This is a genomic window from Paenibacillus sp. E194 (assembly GCF_000935845.1).
GTDB classification, from domain to species: domain Bacteria; phylum Bacillota; class Bacilli; order Paenibacillales; family Paenibacillaceae; genus Paenibacillus_B; species Paenibacillus_B alvei_B.
In genome coordinates this window covers 1-22,845 of record NZ_JMDX01000085.1, presented here as the reverse complement: position 1 = coordinate 22,845, position 22,845 = coordinate 1, and the positions used below count along the sequence as shown (strand labels likewise).

The window sequence follows — 22,845 nt, the reverse complement described above, 5'->3', positions numbered from 1 at the left end:
ATTCATTAAAAACACAATATTTAAGACAATAGCTATGATCTATTGTCTTAGATCCATAATTCCCTATTGCTGCAATCCATTCAATGTGGTGCGTACAGGTTGGGAGAAGTTGTTCCCACTTGCTTGATCCCAGTTGATGGACCAGGTCATGACTCCCCGGAAGTCGCGATAGCCTGAGGGTTTGATCAATTGATAGGTCCCTCCGTATGACGTTCCCTTGACGAGATACTGCAATGCCTTATCGATATTTGCAGGTGACGTATAACCGCCGCCTGCTGCAGCTGGAGCAGCTGGCAAGCCGATGGCGATTTGGTCTTCACGCAATGCTGGGAAGCGGTTGGATGCGTTGCCATTGACCGGGAAGCCTTGCAGTAGCATTTCAGCCATAGCTACTTGGAAATCCGCTGTGCCCTGACTATAGGAACGTCCATCCAGTGCGGTTATGGAGCCTGTATTGTAATGTTGAACATGAAGGATGTTCAAGCGATCTTTAAACGCATAAATTACAGGCAGATAAGCTCCCCATGGGCCACCGTATGCAACCATGCCACCCTGTACATATGCAGTTTCTGGCGCCATAGTTAGCATGAAGTCTGAGGATTTTCCCTGTAGAATCGTACGGATTGCGCTAATGAGATTAATAATCTTCGGTGTCGTTGGATTTTTAAAGTCGGTATCGGCACCAGTCAAGGCAAGCGAGCTTCCTTCCAAATCAATGTCGATTCCGTTGAATCCATATTCTTGAATGAGATCATTCATAGAACGTACGAAGCTATCTCTAGCTGTGGTAGAGGTGAGTTCGACGGTTCCATTGGCCCCACCAATCGAAATAAGCACTTTTTTGCCTTGGGATTGAAGTAAAGCGATATCAGCCTTGAATTGTTCCTTCGTTGCGTTGTAAGGAGTGAAGGCCATCGTTACTCGATCGCCGATTGGCTCAGCGAATGCAACCTGGATGATATCGTAGCGTGGAGATATATCCTTTAAGCGGATATTGGTCGATCCGTTATCGAAGTTATGCCAGTAGCCGATTAATTGTTTTGAGCCGCTGCCAATCGGAACTTGAGGGGTATCAGCAGTAAGAATGTTGCTGTCCGCAGATCGATTGCCAGCAGCGTCGTAGGCACGAACGAGAATCGTGTAAGAGGTGGCTGCAGTGAGCCCAGTCAGTGTGTAGGTTGTGTTAGATGTTGAAGCGGCGTTGGTTCCGTTAAGGAGAACATCATATCCGGCGACGCCAATATTGTCGGTCGATGCATTCCACGAGAGGGTTAAACTGGTTGGTGTAGCAGACAACAGTTGTAATCCTGTTGGGGCAGTTGGGGGTTCTGTATCCACAGGGGCCGTATTCGTACGGACGGCCAGACTGTTGCTCTCTTCTGAACGGTTACCAGCAGCGTCGAGGGCTTTGACACTAAATGAGTAGGCTGTGTCTGGGGCAAGTCCTTTGGCGGTGTACGATGTGGTATTTGTAGTGCTTGCAAGTTGTGAGCCCTTATACACTTCGTAAGATACTACGCCCACATTATCCGTAGCTGGGTTCCAGGCTAATACGACTTCAGTAATGCCAATTGAAGATGCGCGCAGATTGGTTGGGGCTGTAGGAGGTGTCGTGTCGACAGGATCATCTGCTGACAGCTTCCATAAAGCGGGGACATTCGATGGTTCCCAGCCGGTAAGTGAAGTATGCGGCTGAATGCAAGCATAAGTCTTACCGCCATAGGAGACGAGATCCCCGGTTTTGTAGGCGGTATTCGGTGACCATGGAGCTGCTGCCCCTAAGACAGTGGCAGGGAAGAGTGACAACAAAAGGATAAAGACGAGAGCAAGGGCTGAAAATGATTTTGGAAGCGGATTCATTGACAGGCGTAAGGAACTTCGTTTCATATGATTGCCTCCTTCGTTCAAATATAAGGTTATGGACGAATGGGCCTGACAAGGAAGTCGTCATAGGTGGATTTCGGATTCATCGTCCTGCTCGCTCAACCTGTTTGTCGTCCAGGGACGGGAATCGGGATAAATATCATACACCTCCTTATCGATAGGTAGCTTGGAATATTCGTGGAGATAGGGAGATTTTCCTGCATCCCTTCAACAAATATGGAAAAAAATCATGGAATATGCCAAGGTTGCGCTTGCGAAATAAGGAACGTTGAAAAAAGCTAGTTTTTCCTATACGATGAATATAAAGAGATACGGCATTATTGGCATCATAACAGGACGTAATCGATTGTGAGCAATGCCGGAGACGAAGGAGTGAAAGACGATGGCCAAAAAGGTAAAGGTCTCCGAAATGGTGGAACAGTTCCACCTGGAGGTGCTGGCTGGCGATACGGGCTTGAAGCGAACGATTACTGTTGATGATTTGCATCGCCCAGGCCTCGAGATGGCCGGATATTTCGAATATCACCCGAAGGAGCGAGTACAGCTTCTTGGTAAGACTGAGCTTGCCTTCTTCGAAATGCTCTCCCCCGAGACGAAGCGAGAGCGTATGCAATTGTTCTGCTCGGAAGAGATGCCTTGCATCATCGTAACAAGAGGACTCGATGTTCCGCAGGAAATTCTCGACGTATGTCAGGAGCAGGGAGTGCCTCTACTGCGCTCGCGCATCGCAACAACGATTCTATCGAGCCGCATTACGAGCTTCCTTGAGAAAAAGCTGGCACCAACAGCTACCATTCATGGTGTATTGGTCGATGTATACGGTGTTGGTATGCTAATTACTGGCGGCAGCGGGATTGGTAAGAGTGAGACTGCCTTAGAGCTGGTTAAACGCGGACATCGTCTAGTAGCGGATGACGCGGTAGAGATCCGTCAAACTTCTGACAATGTATTGCACGGTTCGGCACCAGAGCTGATCCGCCATCTGCTTGAAATTCGCGGTATCGGCATCATCAACGTGATGACGTTGTTCGGGGCAGGTGCCATTCGGAACAATAAGCGAATCAGCGTGGTAATTTCTCTAGAGAATTGGCAGCAAGATAAGCAATATGATCGTCTTGGCATTGATGAAGAGACAACGAGAATTATTGATACGGATGTACCTCTCGTTACCGTACCGGTTCGCCCAGGTCGGAACTTGGCCGTTATTATTGAAGTAGCAGCCATGAACTATCGCCTCAAGCGTATGGGTTACAATGCGGCATTGCAGTTTACGAACAAGCTGACGGAAACGATTGCCGAGGATATGGACGATTTCGATTGATCATCAGTGTAGCCTAATATAATGAAGGAGTGTAGAGCATGGCAACGATGCTGCTAGACCCGATAGCTATTCAGCTCGGGCCTTTGAAAGTGCATTGGTACGGGATTATTCTTGGTACCGCTGCACTGGTTGGTCTGCTGCTTGCGATTCGGGAAGGGAAGAGATTTGGCATATCCCAAGATTTCTTTATGGATCTGGTATTGTTCGGTGTACCCTCCGCATTGATCGGGGCACGCGCGTATTATGTCGCGTTCAAGTGGGATGAGTATAAGGACAATTGGGTTGATGTCTTTAAAATATGGAACGGGGGTATTGCCATCTACGGTGCCCTCATAGGTGCAGTCATCTGCGCGCTCATCTATGTCCGTAAAAAAGGATATACATTTTGGCGGATTGCAGATATTTGTGCGCCAGGGCTCCTTATCGGACAAGCGATTGGACGGTGGGGGAACTATGTGAATCAGGAAGCATATGGCGGGCCGGTTGAGGAATCGTTTTTGCGCAATAGCTTGCACCTCCCTGATTTTATTGTGAATCAAATGAACGTCCAAGGCATATTCCATCACCCAACCTTTCTGTACGAGTCTCTGTGGAGCTTCATAGGAGTGTTGCTATTATTCGGCTTGCGCCGTCTGCGCGGTGTTCGTAGTGGTGAAGTATTCATCAGCTACCTCATTTGGTATTCCATCGGCCGATTCTTTATCGAAGGCCTTCGCACGGATAGCTTGGCTTACCAAGGTTCAGACTGGGTAGTGTCGCTAATTGATGGACTGTGGTCGCCAATGACGGTCGTATTCGAGCCAGGCTTCCTTGATCCTGCGTATGGAAATGTACGTATCTCGCAGCTGCTAGCGATCTTCTTGATTGTGGCCGGTGTAATTATGATTATTATTCGTCGTATGACTGGTGCCGCGCGAGTTCCTTATCATGCCCCGATTGTGTCTACCCTTCGTACGGAGGCTGCTTCTGGTAGCACGGAAAAAGCAGTGACTGCACAGGTGGATAAGGCTGAAGAGAATGTACATGAGGCAGGAGCATCTGCGGAAGAGCATTCAGACAATGCACAATCGGAAACTGTGAAAACCGAAACTGCACAAACCGAAGCTGTGCAGGAATCATCAGACATTGATGATGCGAATGAAGCGAAAGATAACCAACAACAAGATCATAGCGAGAGCAAGAAGGAGTAATTAATGAAAATGATACGAACGGTACTGTTTGACTTAGACGGCACGATTATCGACACGAACGAGCTGATTATCGAGACATTTCTCCACATTCTACGAGACAAGACGCCGTCACCGTTCACTCGTGAACATATTATCCCGAGTATGGGATTAACGCTTGAGGAGCAGATTCGAATTTTTACAGGGCAGGATCAGGTGGATGAACTGGTAGCAGCGTATCGTGAATACAATGTAGCACGCCATGATGAGCTTGTTCGTGAGTTTCCTTATGTGAAGGAAGTGATGGCGGACTTGCATGCATCAGGCATTCAGCTTGGTGTCGTGACGACTAAAATGCGGGCGACAACGGAGCGGGCGCTGCGTATGTTCGGACTCATCGATTACTTAAGCACGATCGTTACTGTACAAGATGTCAATCATCCGAAGCCGCATCCTGAACCGGTGCTTCGTGCCGTTGAAGCATTGCAGGCAAATCCAGCAGAGACGATTATGGTTGGTGACAGTCCGGCTGATATTCTATCTGCGAACGCTGCCGGCGTAATATCATGCGGCGTAGCTTGGTCGCTGAAGGGAGAAGCTGTCCTTCGCCAATACGAGCCACGCCATATTATTCATGACATGCGGGATCTGTACGCATTGGTCGGATTGGAGCGGAAATAGAAGTGAGAGATGTGGAGCGGCATCCTGTCGAAGGGCCGAACAGTCTATGGCAAATCTACCGAACCGTCAGTCCTTGGAAGGGAATGTGGAATTTCATTTGCATTCAGCTTGCACGATACAGCCCCTCCTTGCGTTTGAAGTTGTGGATTTATCGCAAGCTGCTGCGCATGAAGGTAGGTGAATGCACAGCCTTCGGTCTGATGGCGATGGTGGATGTCTTTTTCCCTGAACGAATCGAGATTGGGGACAATACGATAATCGGCTATAATTCCACGATCTTGGCACATGAGTATTTGACACACGAATATCGGCTTGGAACGGTTCGAATCGGCAGTCATGTGATGATTGGAGCTAATAGTACGATCTTGCCGGGTGTCACGATTGGGGATCACGCTGTTGTCGCGGCGGGAACGGTCGTGCACAAAGACGTATTGCCTGGTCAAATGGTTGGTGGAAATCCTATGCGGGTTATTCGGGGAGCAGCTCCCATGATAGAAGCATCCTCACAATAGAAGGATAAGCTGAGAAGTGGTAGGAAAGGGGCTCCCCACCTGCCACTTTTTTTGGTATTTACAAACAATTTGAATATAGAAACAAAAATGACAACACTTGCGAAGTATGTTAGATTAAAATAAATGTAATGTTACTGGAAGAAGAGGGAAGTTCGACATGCGAAAGAAACGCACTGTAGGTGTCATATTGCTCATAGCTCTTCTAAGCAGCACGTTGTTCTTGAATACGGATGGGGTACAGGCGCTATCTCATCGTATTGTATGGGACGGGTACAACGGTTCGGAAGAGCAGGCACTATTAATGGGGAATGAATGGTATGTCCCAGCCGACGCCCTGAAGAATGCCTTCGGTATTCAAGTGCGTACGACAGACAAGCAATTAGACTTGGCTCCAACGGATAATCTGAACTCGCAGTGGGTGTATACACCAACCCATTATCGTGATGAAGTGGTGACACTGATGTACCACAATGTTCAGAAGAATCCGGATAACGTCACATTTATTTCACCAAATCAGTTGGAAGAGCAGATTCAAGCCTTACTCCATAATAACTATCATTTCATTTCCATGGATCAGTACATGAACTTTATGCTTCATGGAGGGTCGGTTCCACCGAATGCAGTCTTGATGACCTTCGACGATGGGTACGAATCCTTCTATACAGAAGTGTACCCGATTATGCAGAAGTACCATATACCTGCGACGAACTTCGTCATTGTTTCTACGATAGACAATCGCAAGAGTGCCGGACGACCTAAGCTGACATGGGAACAGATGCGTGAGATGAAGCGAAATGGAATGAGCTTCTTCAGCCATACGTACAATTCGCATGTATATACGGTGGTTAATGAGCAGGGTTCCTTGAGACCGATGTTGTCCAAGCCAGAATACTTGAAGAAGCTGCATCGCAAGGAGACACGCACGGAATTTACAGCGAAGGTTAAAAAGGATCTTAAGCGAGCTGAAGATCGCTTAAAGCAGATGCTTGGCAATACGTATAGTGTGGTTGCTTTCCCGTACGGGGCGTATAACAAGGATGTATTGGAAGTGTGCAAGCAGCTAGGTATTCATGTTACCTTCACGGTGAAGCCAGGTATCAATCAACGGACGACAGCAAATGGATTCCGCATAAATGCAGGCAATCAGAAAATTCGAACATCAGAATTATTAGAACGCATGGGGAACAAGGGGAAAAATGTGCAGCTTGGGCGCGCAAAGACTTCCTATACAGTAAGTTGGGATCAAGCACCCATATATTCCGAGCTTACTCCGGTTAAAAAAAAGGAAATTTGGTACCTGCCACTGCACCAACTTCATCAACTATTCGGTATAAAATACGAAATTGACGACGTTCAACAAATTGTGAGGTTGTTTCCCGGGAAATAACCTCGAACGTTGTCATACGATAAACTTATAATTTGCCGAGTTACCTCTTAGATTCGACACCCTTGATTTCTCGGTATGGGGAGAATAGATGACATGAGCAATAAGTCGAGCATTTCATCTTTATCAATATATAGAGCTTTCGCGATGATGGCAGTTCTGTGCATCCATGCTACATCGCAGACGATTAAGGCGACACAGACAACCGATTCATTTGTTGTCTATAATTTTTTAAATGTGTTCAGCAAATTTGCTGTTCCTGCTTTTTTGCTGCTGACAAGCTTCGTCATGTTTTATAATTATTGTGACAAAGGATTAACCTCATGGAGCTCCTTAAAGGATTTCTACACTAAACGATTAAAACTAATTCTTCTTCCTTATGTAATCTGTTCTACTTGCTATTTTTTGTTGAATCATTGGCTTGCCTATCGCAGTCGTGGTCTGGGAGATACCTTACAGGCCTATGTTGTCAGCTTAATTAAAGGAACAGCATACACACATCTATACTATGTCATTATTCTAATTCAATTTTATTTGATATTTCCAGTTATATTGTACTTCTTTCGCTCAGTAAAATCAGCGATATGGGCCATTCCTATTGGAATTGCCCTACATTGGGGCTTTGTCATTTGGAACAAGCTAGACCTGCATATTGTATACAAGGGGAGCCTGCTTGTGTCCTACTCGATCTATATCATGGTAGGGGCGTTCATCGGTGTGTATTGGAACCGCATACAAGGTTGGTTCAATGCACTAACCCCTGAAGGCAGCAGACGTGATCGCTGGATTACAGCGGTGGTGTGGCTCGTGTGGATTGCGGCTTCACTTGGCCATGTTCAGCTATGGTATGCAACTTATAAATATGGTATGCGCTTCAATACGTTATGGTATGAGGCAGCTTGGAATGCCCACGCTTTACTGTCGTGCGTCGTACTCATTCAATTATCTCAATACATTGAACGCAGATTTCCTGAGAGATTCGTGAAGTTAATGACTAGATTCGGAGATGTCTCATTCGGCATTTATCTGATTCATCCCGTGATCTTATATCTCTATCGTAAGATTCCGCTGGCAGGCGGGGACTCAATTAGTTATGCGCTATATATTGGTGGAGGATTCCTGTGTGCGTTCCTCCTGTCTTGGGCAATTGTAGAATTGTGTCACCGCTATATTCCGTTCAGTTGGATGTTCTTTGGGGCGGTACCGAAGAAAAGAAGCGGGAGTGTACAGAGTCAGAACCAACCAACACAGACGACAGTGCATCCTCCCAATTAGGTTATCACAATACACGCAAAGGCAAAGGTCTATCCTCATGAAGTTGGATCGTATAACGAACCCCACAAAGTGAATGGAGGGATGCAATAGTGGCACGGAAAGAACGGATTTCGACTCTTTCTATCGTGCGCGCACTTGCCATGCTTGGTGTTATCAGTGTTCATGCTACTTCGGAGACCGCAGCGATAATGAAGACATCAAGCTTATTTTACGGGTATACCTTTTTCAACATCTTTTTCAAGTACGGTACACCAACATTTATTTTACTTAGCAGCTTGGTGCTCTTCTATAACTATGGTGGTGTAGATAAGCTGCAGCCTCAGGTGCTGGGGAAGTTCTATAAGAACCGATTTCGCTATGTATTCATACCTTATCTAATCTGCTCGGTCTTCTATTTTATGCTTGTGCAGGTAACTTGGTATCCAGATCGTTCGTGGAGTGAAGCAGTGCCTGTCTTCGTTACGAAGCTATTAACAGGAACTGCTTATACGCACTTGTATTTTGTATTTATTAGTATACAGTTCTACTTATTGTTCCCGTTACTGCTATTGCTATTTTGCTCCCGGCGAGTTGTCGCTTGGGCCATCCCACTCGGCTTGGCCTTGCAATGGGGGTATGTATTATGGAACAAATATGGCGTGCAAATTCCGGCAAAAGGGAGTATTTCGCTGTCATACATAAGCTTTTATTTCGCAGGTGCTTACTTAGGGGTTAACTTCCATAAAGTACGTCCTTGGCTTGATTCTTTGGGACGAGTCTGCTTGGTACGCTATAAGCTGATAACAGGTTCGATCTGGTTGTTATGGCTTGGATTGGCGCTGTTGCATGTACAGATATGGTATTGGACACGCTCCACAGGCAAAGAGATGAACTCACTTATTTATGAACTGCTCTGGAACGGACATACGTTGTTATCTGCAATTGTAATCATCCAATTTGCCTTCTATCTGGAACGCCGTCTACCAGAGCTCGGAAGAAGACTACTGTCTCAGCTTGGGGATCTATCCTTTGGCATTTACCTCATTCATCCCGCATTCCTTGCTTTGTATCGACAGTTTCCATGGCATAAGGGGAGCGCATCGCTATATCCATTATTCATCTTCGGTGGTTATGTGTTCGCCCTCGGGATGTCATGGATCATCGTGTATGGGGCACTTCGATTTATACCGGGCGCTTCATTTGGATTAGGAGCCCCGCCGCGCGATTGGATGCCGAATCGGAAGAATCCAGCCGTAGCAGTTGAAATGATTAGGAGTACGACTGCTTCTTAACGGTAGCGGAAGAGCAGAAGAAAATGTATACATCTTCTACACCCAAGGGACACCCTGTATTCTTGCAGCTTGCAAGGATAGAGGGTGTTCCTTTTCTTTTGTGCAGGAAGCTCGAGCTGAGGATTGTAGGGGAGGAAAGAAATGAAGGGAATTGCGTTGAAAATGGATTGACGATGAGAACGTTACGTGATAATATTACCAGTAAATTTCTTTGGTTTGCTAACAAGGTAACATGTTAATATATTAACTCACTAAAGCATTTAATTCCGAGGTGACGCAATGACAAAGCCGAGAATGTTCGAGAAGCCTTCGGGTGTTCGTGATTATTTGCCAGAAGCTGTGCGCCGGTTGCGTGCAGTAGAAGGTAAAGCACTTTGCACAATGGATAGCTGGGGCTATATGCAAATTATTACACCGACAATGGAATATTACGAAACGGTAGGTACGGCGAGCTCTACCTCTGATCACAAGCTATTCAAGTTGTTAAATCAACGCGGCACAACAATGGTACTTCGTTCTGATATGACTGCACCAATAGCGCGAGTTGTGGCATCCTTGCTCGGCAAGGAACCGTACCCTATTCGATTGTCTTACCATGCGAATGTGTTCCGCTCAATGGAGGAGGAAGCAGGACGTGAAGCTGAATTCTACCAGACAGGAGCAGAGATGATTGGGGATGGGTCTCCTGATGCTGATGCTGAGGTAATAGCACTGTCGATTGCTTGCTTAGAAGCAACGGGGATTGAACGGTTTAAGGTCGCACTAGGACATCATGGCTTTTTGGAAGGGCTGCTCGAATATGCACTCCCTCAGCAGGAAGAGGTACAGACACAATTGAAGCTGCGCCTAGTGCAACGGGATGTAGTTGGTTATCGAGAGCTCATTCATAACTTGCCTATAGATCAAGAGCATCGAGGCTGCCTGGAGCAAGTGCTGCATTTGCGAGGGGGCCGAGATGTACTGAAGTCAGCTTGCGGTATAGCTGATGTGCCAGCAATGATGGAATCCATCCATCATTTAGAGAAAGTGTGGGATGTGCTGGAAGCCTACGGGGTGGAAGAGCATATTTTATTGGATTTAACGATGCTAGGTGACTTTTCCTACTATACAGGTACGATATTCGAAGGTTATGCGGCGGATACTGGATTTCCTGTCTTAAACGGAGGACGATATGATAATTTGCTGCAGCAGTTCGGTCGATCGGCTCCCGCAACTGGCTTCGCCCTTCAGACGACCCGTATTGTAGATGCTTTGTCCATTAGTAGAGATGCAGCAGATGAAGATATAGCGGTACTCACTATTCAATATGATGAGCTTCACCGTCAGGAGGCATTCCGGGAAGCGGCACGTCTGCGGAAGGAAGGCAAGAAAGTGGTAACGCAATATATCGATTCTGCAGGTGAGAAACGATTGGATGGAATTGTTGAGGCGAAGGTGCAGCCCGATACATGTGGCGATCGAGGAAGCAAGGTGCTTGCCTTCACGAATCGTGCTTGACGACGAAGGAGGAACGACTTATGCAAGATTGGCTTAAGGTTGCAATGCCTAAGGGCCGCATTTACAAGCAGGCATCTGCCTTGTTCCGTCAAGCTGGACTCTATGTTCCAGAGGATGAGGATGATTCGCGCAAGTTGATTATAGATGTGCCGGAAGCGAGCATGCAGTTCATTATGGCGAAGCCTGTAGATGTCCCGACTTATGTAGAGTATGGAGCGGCCGATATCGGCATCGTTGGCAAAGACGTATTAATGGAGGAAAACAAGGATGTATACGAGCTGCTGGATCTAGGGATTGCACGCTGCCGGATGTCGGTCATCGGATTGCCATCATGGAAGCCGGTCAGTCATTTGCGGGTCGCAACGAAGTATCCGAATGTAGCCTCTCAATATTTTCGTGAGCAAGGTCAGCAGGTAGAGGTGATTAAGCTCAATGGTTCCATCGAGCTGGCTCCCTTGATTGGTCTGGCTGATCGAATTGTGGATATGGTGGAGACAGGCAAGACACTGAAAGAGAACGGCTTGGTAGAGCTAGAGGAGATGTTCGGCATTACAAGCCGACTGATAGCCAATCAGGTAAGTTATCGCATGAAGAGCGAGGCCATTCAGAGCTTGTGCGAACGGCTTCAATGTATTGTGCCCCAGACATTGGAGAAGTCAGCGGCCATTCGTTAGGATGTTCTTAGTCATCAGTATGGATGAGCAACGAAGTCTATTGCAGCAGGGGATTAGGAGGGAGAGAATGAGATGCGGATCATACAAGCAGCGGATTGGAGCCTGGATCGGAAAATTGATTACGGCACCCCCGAGCAATTGAGCAGCGTAAAGCGGATTGTTAGCGACGTGCGGCATGAGGGAGATGCTGGACTTATCAAATATACAAGTGAGTTTGATAAGGTCGTCCTTACCCAAGAACAGCTTCGTGTAGAAGAGTCGGATATTGCATTGGCTTACGAGCAGGTTGATCAAGCGTTCTTAGTGGCCATTCGTCAAGCTGCAAGCAACATCAGACGGTTCCATGAGCGACAAAAGCGGACATCATGGATGGAGTTCGAACCAGATGGGACTCTGCTCGGACAGATTATGCGTCCACTGAAGCGCGTAGGTGTATATGTGCCAGGCGGCAAAGCTGCATACCCGTCATCTGTTCTCATGAACGTGATTCCTGCTCAAGTAGCGGGAGTACCGGAGATCGTAATGGTCACTCCTCCAGCTACTGGTGGGACGGAAGGAATCAATCCATACATACTCGTAGCGGCTGCCGAAGCGGGTGTAAAGGAAATGTATCGGGTTGGCGGTGCACAGGCGATTGCTGCATTAGCTTATGGGACGGATACAATTGCCCCAGTAGATAAAATTTGCGGCCCGGGGAACATCTTCGTAGCACTAGCGAAGCGTGAAGTGTATGGGGGTGTTGATATCGATAGTATGGCAGGGCCCTCAGAGATTGTCGTATTAGCAGATAAGCAGGCTAATCCTGTATTTGTGGCAGCTGATTTATTGTCCCAAGCTGAGCATGACGAGATGGCATCGGCTGTCCTTGTGACAGACTCCATGGATCTGGCTCAAGCTGTGTCAATCGAGGTTGAACGTCAATTGAAGGAACTGCCTCGCCGTCACATTGCCTCTGCTTCTATAGAACAATACGGGGCAATTATCGTGGTACAGGATCTGCGCGAAGGTGTCATGGTCGTGAATCGATTGGCTCCTGAGCATTTAGAAATCATGACAGATGAGCCGATGGAGTGGCTCGGGCTTATAGAAAATGCGGGAGCGATCTTCCTTGGTGCTTACAGCTCTGAGCCGGTTGGAGACTACTTCGCGGGACCGAATCATATTATTCCGACGAATGGAACCGCACGTTTCTCTTCCCCCGTCGATGTAGATATGTTTATGAAGAAGTCGAGCTTAATTCGTTACAGCAAGGAAGCACTGCAGACAAATGGGGCGGCCATTATCGAACTGGCTCGCCATGAAGGGCTAGAGGGGCATGCCAGGGCAATTGAGGTTCGTCTGCGAGAGCAGGCAAGCGTGGAGTTTGAATCTACACATAGCGTTATAGAACAGTTGCGATAGCAGTAAGAGTAGAATTAAGAGAAACAGCAGCAACAGAAATCGCAGGAATTACAGCAGTACTATATCAATAACGGTAGTAAGAATAGTAGAAATAAAAGGAGATAGTAGAGATAGCAGCAATAGTAGAAACGGTTGATTTAGCAGACAAACCTGATTAGCAGACATAGTAGGGAAATAAAATTATAGAGATATTAGAAATCATAGAGACCATAGAGATAGAGTGGAGAACATAAATAGAAACCTGGCGGAGCGGCATGGAAAGTAAAGAGGGACAGTGAAAGACAGGGAACAGTGGAGAAGGAATCTCGTGAAGCTAGGTGCAGTCAACGAGCTGCGAAGCTTATATTGGAATAGCGGATTCTTAAATCATAGAAAGTAAGAATAAAAACTGCAATCTTCAACAGAAGGGCGGAACTTTTAATGGTACAGGAAGCGATTAGCCGTATACGTCAAGCGGATATTGCCCGCAAGACGAATGAGACGAATATTCAGTTGTCATTCTCGATTGATGGGACGGGAAAAAGTGAGTTGGATACTGGTGTTCCGTTCCTTACGCATATGCTGGATTTATTTACGAAGCACGGTCACTTTGATCTGAAGGTCGATGCTACCGGTGATATCGACATCGATGATCACCATACAGTTGAGGATATCGGCATTTGTCTCGGGCTTGCATTAAGAGAGGCTTTGGGCGACAAGGCGGGGATTAAGCGGTATGCGTCTGTGTTTATTCCGATGGATGAAGCATTGGCTCAAGTGGTTATCGATGTAAGCAACCGACCTCATTTCGAATACAGAGCTTCCTATCCATCCGCTCAAGTGGGGACGTTCACCACGGAACTTGTGCATGAATTTCTGTGGAAATTAGCGCTGGAGGCGAGAATTACACTACATGTCATTGTTCATTACGGTCAGAATACGCACCATATGATTGAAGCGGTATTCAAGGCGTTAGGGCGGGCGCTTGATGAAGCGACATCGGTTGATCCGCGGGTACAAGGTGTTCCTTCTACGAAGGGAGTGCTGTAGCTCATGATCGCCGTGGTCGATTATGGGATGGGGAATCTCCACAGTGTAAGCAAGGCAGTGGAGCGATTAGGATATGAGGTCGTCCTGACCAGTTCCCGTGAGGAATTGCTGACTGCTGACGGCATCATTCTGCCAGGGGTTGGGGCATACGGAGATGCCATGCAGGCGCTTCGGGGAAGCGGGCTCATTCCCACTCTTCAGGAGGTAGTTGAAGGAGGCAAGCCAATGCTCGGCATCTGTCTAGGCATGCAGCTGTTGTTCGATGGAAGCGATGAACATGGCTACCATGAGGGATTAGGCATGCTGCCAGGGCGTGCGGTGCGTTTCGAGGGCGGATCTTATAAGGTGCCGCATATGGGCTGGAATGAGCTGATATGGCAGCAAGCAGCGCATCCATTGGCAGGAGAGGCGGAGAATGGTTATGTATATTTCGTACATTCCTACCGAGTCGTTGCGGAGGAGCAATCAGATGTACTTGCGACGTGCAGCTATGGAGGCGTTGAAGTCACGGCAATTGTAGGGCGCGGCTCTGTATATGGAATGCAATTTCATCCGGAGAAGAGCGGAGCACTGGGACTGCGCCTGTTAGGGAGATTTTTGGCGTTGACCGGCTCGGGCAGGCAATCCATACAACTGGCAAGAACATAGACAGGAGAATGATGGGAGAGGAAGGCGAGGCAGATGGAAGCGTTCACGATATATCCAGCAATCGATATTCGCGGGGGAAAGTGTGTCCGGCTTGTACAAGGGGATTATGGACAAGAGACGGTCTACGATGAGCGCCCTGTAGAGGTAGCGCAGCGTTGGGACGCGGATGGCGCTTCTTGGATTCATCTGGTGGACTTGGATGGAGCGAAGGAAGGGCGCCCGATCAATACGGAGCTCATTGGTGAAATTGCACGGTCTGTAGCGGTTCCGGTACAGGTTGGCGGCGGACTGCGCACGTTAGAGGACATTGAACAGATGCTGGAAGCGGGTGCGGCGCGAGTCATATTGGGTACAGCGGCAATAGAGGATCGTGGCTTCGTTGAAACCGTACTCGGCAAGTATGGCGACAACATTGCGATTGGCATCGACGCCCGCAATGGATTCGTTGCCACACGTGGATGGCTGGAGACCTCGGAAGTGAAGGCGGACGTACTTGCGACTGAGCTTGCAGCAGCAGGAGCGAAGACATTCATCTTCACGGATATTTCCCGAGATGGCATGATGAAGGGGCCGAATATCGAGGCAATTGTACAACTGGCGAAGGTCTCGGGGCAGACCGTAATTGCTTCTGGCGGCGTCAGCAGTATGGATGATATTCATGCTCTATCCAAGTATGCGGCTGATGGTGTAGGTGGAGCGATTATTGGCAAGGCACTCTATACAGGCAGCATTGATTTGGCAGATGCAGTACGGCTGGAGGCAGCCTTACGAAGCTAGCCATACGAAACGGGGGTGATTGCGGTGTTGGCGAAGCGTGTAATTCCTTGTCTAGATGTGAAGGATGGCCGTGTTGTAAAAGGCGTCAACTTTGTTCAACTGCGTGACGCTGGAGATCCGGTGGAACTTGCTGCGCTGTATGATCAGGAGGGTGCAGATGAACTGGTGTTCCTAGACATCTCCGCGTCTGTCGAGGGTAGGACAACGATGGTGGAGGTAGTACGGCAGACCGCAGGTGAAATCTCGATTCCTTTTACAGTAGGCGGCGGGATCTCTTCTGTCGATGATATGATGCGCATGCTGCGTGCAGGTGCGGACAAAATCGGCATAAATACAGCGGCTGTGAAGCAGCCAAGTCTCATAACGGATGGTGCGCGGCGATTCGGGTCGCAATGCATCGTAGTAGCCATCGACGCCAAGCACAATGAGACCTGGGGAGATTGGGAAGTGTATATTCACGGTGGTCGTACACCTACTGGATTGCGGGCAGTGGCTTGGGCACAAGAGGTGGAGCGGCTTGGGGCAGGGGAATTGCTGCTGACAAGCATGGACGCGGACGGGACGAAAGATGGCTTCGATAATAAACTGACACGTGCAGTATCCGATGCTGTCGGCATCCCCGTTATTGCTTCAGGCGGTGCAGGGCGAGCAGGTGACTTTGTGGAGGCATTTACGGAAGGACATGCCGATGCTGCGCTGGCAGCGTCAATATTCCACTATAAAGAAGTATCGATTGCAGAAGTGAAGGAGGTGCTTCACGCGGAGGGGGTACGTGTACGATGATGCAACAAGCAATAGTAGATGGAGAACGCTTGGCCGCATCCATCCGTTGGAATGAATACGGCCTCGTACCGACTGTTGTGCAGGATTCCGTCACGAAGGAAGTCCTTATGGTGGCGTATATGAATCAGGAATCCTTGCTCTTGTCGTGCGAGACAGGAGAGACGGTATTCTGGAGCAGGTCTCGTCAAGAACTGTGGCACAAGGGCGCAACGTCAGGCAATACACAGCGAATCGTATCCATAGCTGTGGATTGTGATCAGGACACACTGCTCGTGCAGGTCAGTCCAAGCGGACCGGCTTGCCATACCGGAAGCCGTACTTGCTTCGATAGTGGTCATATGGGATGTGTGAGGGAAGAAGAGAGTCATGCGCCAGTTGTAAATTCGGTGCTGGCAGAGCTGGAGAACCTTATTGCGCAGCGGCAGATTGAGCGTCCTGAGGGATCATATACAACTTACTTGTTCGAGAAGGGTCTCGATAAGATATTGAAGAAGATAGGCGAGGAGTCTACCGAAGTTGTGATCGCAGCAAAGAGTGACAACAAGGAGGAACTAGTTGGGGAGATTGGAGATCTGCTGTTCCATATGCTTGTTCTGCTACGCGAACGCAACATTGCGTTGGGAGACGTGTTGTCCGTACTGGAGGCGCGCCACCGTGGGTCTAGACGGGATACGTATAATCAGAATGGGAAAGTAAAGTCGTGAATACAAGCTGCATAGGATGGCGGGCGATGTCATGTGTTCCTTATGAAAGGTGCGCAATGAAATTGCCCGCCTATTGTTCGTTGTCTGCGTGGTTGTGAACATAAATATGAACATATCTAAATAGGGGTCAACAGATTGCCTGTGTTCAAGATTTGAGTTATAATAAGATAAGAATTATTATTATATAAAAATAAAACATCGATTTTCTGGTGTATTACCGAGGTGCTTCTTCTGAATCTCCGGCCCTTCGGTTGTGGGAAATATAGAGGCTTCTGCCTGAATCTACAGAGAAACGCGAGGTTTGAATCTGTCCCTTGAAAAGACTTCGCGAAAGGGATGCAGGAATTAAGCGTCAATATGATATACTGTTGGGTATGTGTACAGTATATGAGTGTCAGGAGGGGCCTTGGCGATGGCAGAACAGAACAAGGTAGTTATGTTCCCGATGGATGCTGCTTCGTTCTCTGAACGTGCGGTACAATCGTTGGAACGACTGCACTACGACAAGGCGTTGACATATTTTCGCAAGGCGGTGGAGTGCGAACCGGACAACCCTATCCTGCAGTGCAATCTAGCAGGAACGCTTGCAGAAGCGGGGCGGTTCGAAGAGTCTAACGATACATTGCACCACATCTTGCATGAACTCGATCCGAATATGAATGAATGCTACTATTATATGGCGAATAACTTTGCTTATATGGAGCAGTTCGAGGAGTCGGAGGCGATGCTTGAGACGTATTTATCCCGTGATCTCACAGGAATGTATACGGAAGAAGCGGAGGAAATGCTCGAAATGATTCGTTTCGAGGCGAAGCAGTCTTCTTCATCACAGCATCGCGGTGAGCAGAATGTGGGAGCTCAATCGTCAGCTGCGAAGCTGCCGTCAGCGCTGAGCGACGAAGAGATGGGAATCTCTGAGCAGGCAGAGGATGAGCATGCAGAAGCACGCGTGTTGCTCGAAGCCGGCCGGTTCGTCGAGGCAGAGAAATTGTTGAAGCGGGTTGTGGATTCGGATCCAGATTATTTGGCCGCATGGAACAACCTAGCGTTAGCTTATTATTATATGGGGCAGTTCGATGAAGCGCGGGAGGCACTTGATGCCGTGCTTGAGAGAGATCAAGGGAACTTGCACGCATTGTGCAACTTGGCGATATTCGAGCGCCACGCCGGCAATGAAGCTGTCGTCCAGCAGCTTATTGCGATGATTGGCAAGATTCAGCCCTTCTATCGGGAGCATCTGTTCAAGATTGCGACGACGATGGGGATGTTGGATGAGCATGAGCTTGCTTATCAGCATTTGCACCGATTAGTAACAGGCCATATGCTGCGGGAAGCGAGTATTTACCATTATGCGGCTGTAGCGGCTTGCCGCTTGGGTCGATATGAGGAAGCATCTCGCTGGTGGGCAGTATGCCGCAGACTGGATCCCGATTCAGGCATTGCAACGTACTATATGGAACGATTGCAGCAGCGTGATGAGGGAGATATCGATCCTATGCCAACCTATCATTATCGTCTACCTTATGAGGAGGCTAGCCGCAGGGCTGCTTCGAAGGCTGCTTCAAATGATGGCAGTCGTTCGAGTCGTTCAGGGGACGGCAAGGATTGGGAGCAGCAGCTCAAGAAAGATCCGCTCGTACGAGCTTCATTGTTCTGGGCACTGCGATTCGGTGAGCCGGATGTAAAGCTTCAGGCACTCCAAGCGATGAGCTTGCTCGATGACGATGAAGCAAATGATGCGCTTCGTTCTATGCTGCTGGATCCAGATCAGGATGCATACATGAAGCAGGTTGCTGTATATGTGCTGCGTATGCATGGGGTAGAAAATCCAATTGAGGTAGAATGGAAGGGCGAGTACATTCAAGTTCACCGTAATCATATTGCAAATCGTCTGCCGGTCTGGGAGTCGCAATGGCAGCGGGTACTGGATATATTGCGTGATTCTATGAAAGAGCGGTATGATCTGTTTCAGATGCATGATGCAGAGACGCTTTGGATTGAATTTATTACGCACTTATATCCCGATGAGGTGCCACGAATTGGTAAGGCGGAAAGCTGGGCTGCAGCGATCGAATTCATTATCGCGAAGATGATACGCCGTGAGATGTCCTATCAGCTTGCAGCAGAGCAATATGGTGTGTCGGCAACTACCGTTGCCAAACATGTGAAACGAATGGAAGACACTTGTCAGGTAGAAGCTAAAATCAAGCAATCCTTTACATGAAGATAAAATAAATACTTGATTATAAGGGAGGCCAACCCCATGGAGAACAAAGTATATAAATCAGTTGTTATCGGCACAGGACCTGCTGGTTATACAGCAGCGATTTACTTGGCTCGCGCCAACTTGAACCCGCTTGTGATCGAGGGACCTCAACCAGGTGGACAGTTGACGACGACTACAGAAGTTGAGAACTTCCCTGGGTTCCCAGAAGGCATCCAAGGTCCTGAATTGATGGACAATATGCGTAAGCAAGCTGAGCGCTTCGGCACGGAGTTTAAGACAGGCTGGGTAAACAGTGTTGATGTGTCTAGCCGTCCATTTAAACTTCAAGTTGAAGGTGTAGGTGAGATTGTCACAGAAACGTTGATTGTAGCAACAGGCGCTTCTGCGAAATATATGGATATTCCAGGTGAGCAAGAGAACCTGGGTAAAGGGGTCAGCGCTTGCGCGACATGCGACGGATTCTTCTTCCGTGGGAAGAAAATCATCGTTGTCGGCGGTGGCGACTCTGCGATGGAGGAAGCAAGCTTCTTGACTCGCTTCGCTTCCGAGTTGACACTCGTTCATCGTCGTGATGAGCTTCGTGCATCGAAGATTATGCAGGATCGCGCGAAGAATAATGAGAAGATCAAATGGGGCTTGAATCGTACTCCAATTGAGGTCGTATCTACAGGCATGGGGGTTACAGGTCTCAAGGTGAAAAACAATGAGACAGGCGAAGAAGAAATTCTGGAAACGGACGGTTTGTTCGTTGCTATCGGCCACAAGCCAAACACAGATTTCTTGAAAGGTCACATTGAACTGGACGATCATGGCTATGTAATTGTGAAGCCAGGTTCTACGGAAACGAGTGTACCAGGCGTATTTGCTGCAGGTGACGTGCATGATACGAAGTATCGCCAGGCGATTACGGCAGCAGGGTCTGGCTGCCAAGCAGCTTTGGACTGCGAGAAGTTCTTGGAAGGACATATTACGCAGGACTGGAGCCAGTCTTTGAATCAATAAGGTACAAAAGTACTCACTATTCGAAAGTTGGGAGCCACTAGGCTCCCTCTTTGTTTTCGTACGATTAGTACAGGAGGTCGAACGGGAAAAGCGGGGACAGCGAGCGTGTCGAACGGACTGGAATGTATGGCTGAAAATTAGGCCGCAGGAAGGGATTATACGCGCTTCTGGCGCGGCTTAACAACGCTTGGCTAGGGGCTCCGTTCTCTTGACCTGACTAGTGGGTTCGCGTATAGTGGGTACTGAAAGTACCATAATTCGATTACGTATATAAAAGGTGGATGACGCATGTCTGAGCAGATCTACGTGGGTGTCGATTTGGGCGGTACGGCCATTAAAGTTGGAATCTGTGATGCGGAAGGCAAGCTTCTGCATACATTTGAGGGACCAACTGAAGTAGCTAAAGGTCCGGATACTGTCATGGATAATATCGAAAAATATGTTCGTCTCATTGTGGAACAATCTCCTTACGATTGGAGCCAAGTGGCTGGCGTCGGCGCAGGAGTCGCAGGATTTACGAATGTAAAGGAAGGCGTTATCATCTTGGCGCCCAACGTAGGATTCAAGGATGTGCCGATCCGTTCCATATTAGAAGAACGTCTAGGCAAGCCAGTTAAGATTGACAATGATGCAAATGTTGCCGCACTTGGCGAGGTGTGGAGCGGCGCAGGCAAGGGCATTGACCATTGTGTTTGCTACACGCTCGGAACGGGTGTCGGCGGAGGCATTATTATTAACGGTAGAATTGTACAAGGATTCTCAGGTCTAGCAGGAGAGCTTGGCCATATGGCGGTAATCCCAGATCTGGAAGCGATCCAATGTGGCTGCGGCAAGATGGGATGCTTGGAGACAGTATCTTCGGCTACAGGCATTATTCGGATGGCCAATGATGCAGTTGAACGCGGAGATCGCACTTCTTTATCTTTGGTAGAGAGCATTACAGCAAAAGATGTATTCGATGCGGCGAAGGCGGGAGATGAAGTCGCAGTGCGCATCGTATCTCGTGCAGCTTATTACTTAGGCAAGGCGATGGCTGCTGTAGCAGTGACACTGAATCCAGAGCGGTTCATTATTGGCGGAGGCGTATCGAAGGCAGGCGAGTTCCTGTTCGAGCAAATTCGTGAAACATTCATGAAGCTAACACCTGACCCGGTTACGCGCGGCGTATCCATCGTTCCAGCAGAGCTAGGCAATGATGCGGGTATGATTGGTGCGGCAGGCTTGTTCTTGCGTTCGTAGCCGAATCTTGTAAGAAGGAGAGGACGAACGATGATGGAATCGACAGAGATGACAGCTCTTGCGAAGCTGGTTATCATTACGGGGATGTCTGGTGCAGGGAAGACAATAGCTGTACAGAGCTTGGAGGATCTCGGTTTTTTCTGCGTGGACAATTTGCCACCAGTACTTATACCGAAGTTTGCTGAACTCATCGAGCAGTCCAAGGGTAAGATTGGCAAGGTAGCGCTTGTCATTGACTTGCGCGGCAGAGAATTTTTCACGGCCTTATCAGAATCCATTAATTATATTCGGGATCACTTTACCATTAATTGTGAAATATTGTTCTTGGATGCAACGGATGCTGTTCTCGTGCAGCGTTATAAAGAGAGCCGTCGTCGTCATCCTCTCAATCCAGGCGGCATGCCGCTTGAAGGAATTAAGCAGGAACGCACACTGCTGGAAGATTTGAAGGGTTGGGCGACACAGGTTATTGATACGAGCAATTTGAAGCCTGTACAGTTGAAGGAACGAATTGCGGCACGATTCACGCACGCGGATCAGAATATGATGTCGGTGAATGTGACGTCGTTCGGTTTCAAATATGGGGTGCCGATTGATGCGGATCTCATTTTTGACGTACGTTTTTTGCCGAATCCACATTATGTGGAGCAATTGCGCCCGCGAACTGGACAGGATATTGAAGTATATGATTATGTCATGAAATGGCCAGAAACACAGGCTTTCCTTGCTAAGCTGCTTGATTTGCTGAATTTCCTTATGCCGCAGTATCGCAAGGAAGGGAAAGGTCAGGTTATCATCGGCATCGGATGCACAGGCGGCAAGCACCGATCAGTGGCCATTGCAGAATATTTAGGTCGTACAATCGGAGCGAGTGATACGGAGGTTGTCCGTGTCAGTCACCGTGATGCTGAGAGAGATCGGCATTAGTGGAGGGTCGTTATGGCATGTGAAAAAGAAGAGCGCGTAAACCCACGTATCGTAGTTATGGGCGGCGGCACTGGGCTGTCGGTCATGCTTCGAGGGTTGAAGGAGAAGCCGCTCGATATTACCGCAATCGTTACTGTGGCGGATGATGGAGGCAGTTCTGGTATATTGCGCAGCGAGCTGCAGATGCCCCCGCCAGGAGATATACGCAATGTATTGACAGCGTTGGCTGATGTGGAGCCATCGCTGTCGGAAATGTTAAAATATCGCTTCAAGAGTGGATCTGGACTTGCAGGACATAGTCTGGGTAATTTGCTATTGGCAGCGATGACGGACATTACCGGCGACTTCGTTGCAGGCATTCGAGAGCTGAGCCGCGTACTTGCGGTTCGGGGCCGGGTACTGCCTGCAGCTAATCAAGCAGTTGTCCTGAAGGCCGAGATGGA

Annotated in this window: 21 protein-coding genes; 20 read left to right on the top strand and 1 reads right to left on the bottom strand. The window is 48.4% G+C overall.

What is annotated here, in order from left to right; all coding sequences use genetic code 11:
- Nucleotides 1-63 precede the first annotated feature (63 nt).
- Complete coding sequence (locus AZ66_RS13780) at nt 64-1,887, bottom strand: fibronectin type III domain-containing protein (RefSeq protein WP_082061578.1); 1,824 nt, start codon at nt 1,885-1,887, stop codon at nt 64-66.
- Nucleotides 1,888-2,266: 379 nt separating this feature from the next.
- Here AZ66_RS13780 and hprK point away from each other — a divergent pair, with 379 nt between their 5' ends.
- The 20 genes from hprK to AZ66_RS13680 all read left to right on the top strand — a co-directional run.
- Entirely contained in the window at nt 2,267-3,205 is a 939-nt protein-coding gene (gene hprK, locus AZ66_RS13775) for an HPr(Ser) kinase/phosphatase (protein ID WP_021258732.1), read from the top strand.
- 38 nt (nt 3,206-3,243) lie between these two features.
- Entirely contained in the window at nt 3,244-4,395 is a 1,152-nt protein-coding gene (gene lgt / locus AZ66_RS13770) for a prolipoprotein diacylglyceryl transferase (RefSeq protein ID WP_044355371.1), read from the top strand.
- Nucleotides 4,396-4,404: 9 nt separating this feature from the next.
- Complete coding sequence (ppaX, locus tag AZ66_RS13765; protein ID WP_044355373.1) at nt 4,405-5,052, top strand: pyrophosphatase PpaX; 648 nt, start codon at nt 4,405-4,407, stop codon at nt 5,050-5,052.
- A gap of 2 nt (nt 5,053-5,054) precedes the next feature.
- Complete coding sequence (locus AZ66_RS13760) at nt 5,055-5,564, top strand: acyltransferase (RefSeq protein ID WP_044355370.1); 510 nt, start codon at nt 5,055-5,057, stop codon at nt 5,562-5,564.
- A 157-nt stretch (nt 5,565-5,721) separates the two neighbouring features.
- Nucleotides 5,722-6,951: a polysaccharide deacetylase family protein gene (locus tag AZ66_RS13755; RefSeq protein ID WP_044355369.1), complete on the top strand. Its 1,230-nt coding sequence runs from the start codon at nt 5,722-5,724 to the stop codon at nt 6,949-6,951.
- A 93-nt stretch (nt 6,952-7,044) separates the two neighbouring features.
- Nucleotides 7,045-8,223 (top strand): acyltransferase, encoded by a 1,179-nt coding sequence (locus tag AZ66_RS13750; RefSeq protein WP_021258727.1) that lies wholly within the window; start codon nt 7,045-7,047, stop codon nt 8,221-8,223.
- Between the two features lie 89 nt (nt 8,224-8,312).
- On the top strand, nt 8,313-9,494 hold the full coding sequence (locus tag AZ66_RS13745) for an acyltransferase (protein ID WP_231586865.1): 1,182 nt from the start codon (nt 8,313-8,315) through the stop codon (nt 9,492-9,494).
- 279 nt (nt 9,495-9,773) lie between these two features.
- Nucleotides 9,774-10,991, top strand: coding sequence for an ATP phosphoribosyltransferase regulatory subunit (locus tag AZ66_RS13740; RefSeq protein WP_044355367.1), 1,218 nt, complete (start codon nt 9,774-9,776; stop codon nt 10,989-10,991).
- 20 nt (nt 10,992-11,011) lie between these two features.
- Entirely contained in the window at nt 11,012-11,665 is a 654-nt protein-coding gene (hisG, locus tag AZ66_RS13735) for an ATP phosphoribosyltransferase (protein ID WP_044355366.1), read from the top strand.
- A 72-nt stretch (nt 11,666-11,737) separates the two neighbouring features.
- Nucleotides 11,738-13,066: a histidinol dehydrogenase gene (hisD, locus tag AZ66_RS13730; RefSeq protein WP_021258723.1), complete on the top strand. Its 1,329-nt coding sequence runs from the start codon at nt 11,738-11,740 to the stop codon at nt 13,064-13,066.
- A gap of 420 nt (nt 13,067-13,486) precedes the next feature.
- Nucleotides 13,487-14,095 (top strand): imidazoleglycerol-phosphate dehydratase HisB, encoded by a 609-nt coding sequence (gene hisB / locus AZ66_RS13725; protein WP_044355365.1) that lies wholly within the window; start codon nt 13,487-13,489, stop codon nt 14,093-14,095.
- 3 nt (nt 14,096-14,098) lie between these two features.
- Entirely contained in the window at nt 14,099-14,743 is a 645-nt protein-coding gene (gene hisH / locus AZ66_RS13720; protein ID WP_044355364.1) for an imidazole glycerol phosphate synthase subunit HisH, read from the top strand.
- A 33-nt stretch (nt 14,744-14,776) separates the two neighbouring features.
- Nucleotides 14,777-15,520 (top strand): 1-(5-phosphoribosyl)-5-[(5-phosphoribosylamino)methylideneamino]imidazole-4-carboxamide isomerase, encoded by a 744-nt coding sequence (hisA, locus tag AZ66_RS13715; RefSeq protein WP_044355363.1) that lies wholly within the window; start codon nt 14,777-14,779, stop codon nt 15,518-15,520.
- 24 nt (nt 15,521-15,544) lie between these two features.
- The gene (gene hisF / locus AZ66_RS13710; RefSeq protein WP_044355372.1) at nt 15,545-16,303 is read left to right on the top strand and encodes an imidazole glycerol phosphate synthase subunit HisF; all 759 of its coding nucleotides are present in this window, start codon (nt 15,545-15,547) and stop codon (nt 16,301-16,303) included.
- Nucleotides 16,300-17,007: a bifunctional phosphoribosyl-AMP cyclohydrolase/phosphoribosyl-ATP diphosphatase HisIE gene (gene hisIE / locus AZ66_RS13705; RefSeq protein WP_044355362.1), complete on the top strand. Its 708-nt coding sequence runs from the start codon at nt 16,300-16,302 to the stop codon at nt 17,005-17,007. The genes hisF and hisIE overlap by 4 nt, the downstream gene beginning before the upstream one ends.
- A 412-nt stretch (nt 17,008-17,419) precedes the next feature.
- On the top strand, nt 17,420-19,231 hold the full coding sequence (locus AZ66_RS13700) for a HEAT repeat domain-containing protein (protein WP_044355361.1): 1,812 nt from the start codon (nt 17,420-17,422) through the stop codon (nt 19,229-19,231).
- A 39-nt stretch (nt 19,232-19,270) separates the two neighbouring features.
- A complete protein-coding gene (gene trxB / locus AZ66_RS13695; RefSeq protein ID WP_021252843.1) occupies nt 19,271-20,236 on the top strand; it encodes a thioredoxin-disulfide reductase in 966 nt (321 codons plus the stop codon).
- Nucleotides 20,237-20,524: 288 nt separating this feature from the next.
- Nucleotides 20,525-21,475 carry an ROK family glucokinase gene (locus AZ66_RS13690; RefSeq protein ID WP_021252842.1) on the top strand — a complete coding sequence of 317 codons (951 nt, stop codon included), beginning with the start codon at nt 20,525-20,527 and terminating at the stop codon, nt 21,473-21,475.
- 30 nt (nt 21,476-21,505) lie between these two features.
- A complete protein-coding gene (gene rapZ, locus AZ66_RS13685) occupies nt 21,506-22,402 on the top strand; it encodes an RNase adapter RapZ (protein WP_021252841.1) in 897 nt (298 codons plus the stop codon).
- Between the two features lie 12 nt (nt 22,403-22,414).
- Nucleotides 22,415-22,845: gluconeogenesis factor YvcK family protein (locus AZ66_RS13680; protein WP_044355360.1), on the top strand; the 431-nt coding region annotated here is incomplete at its 3' end.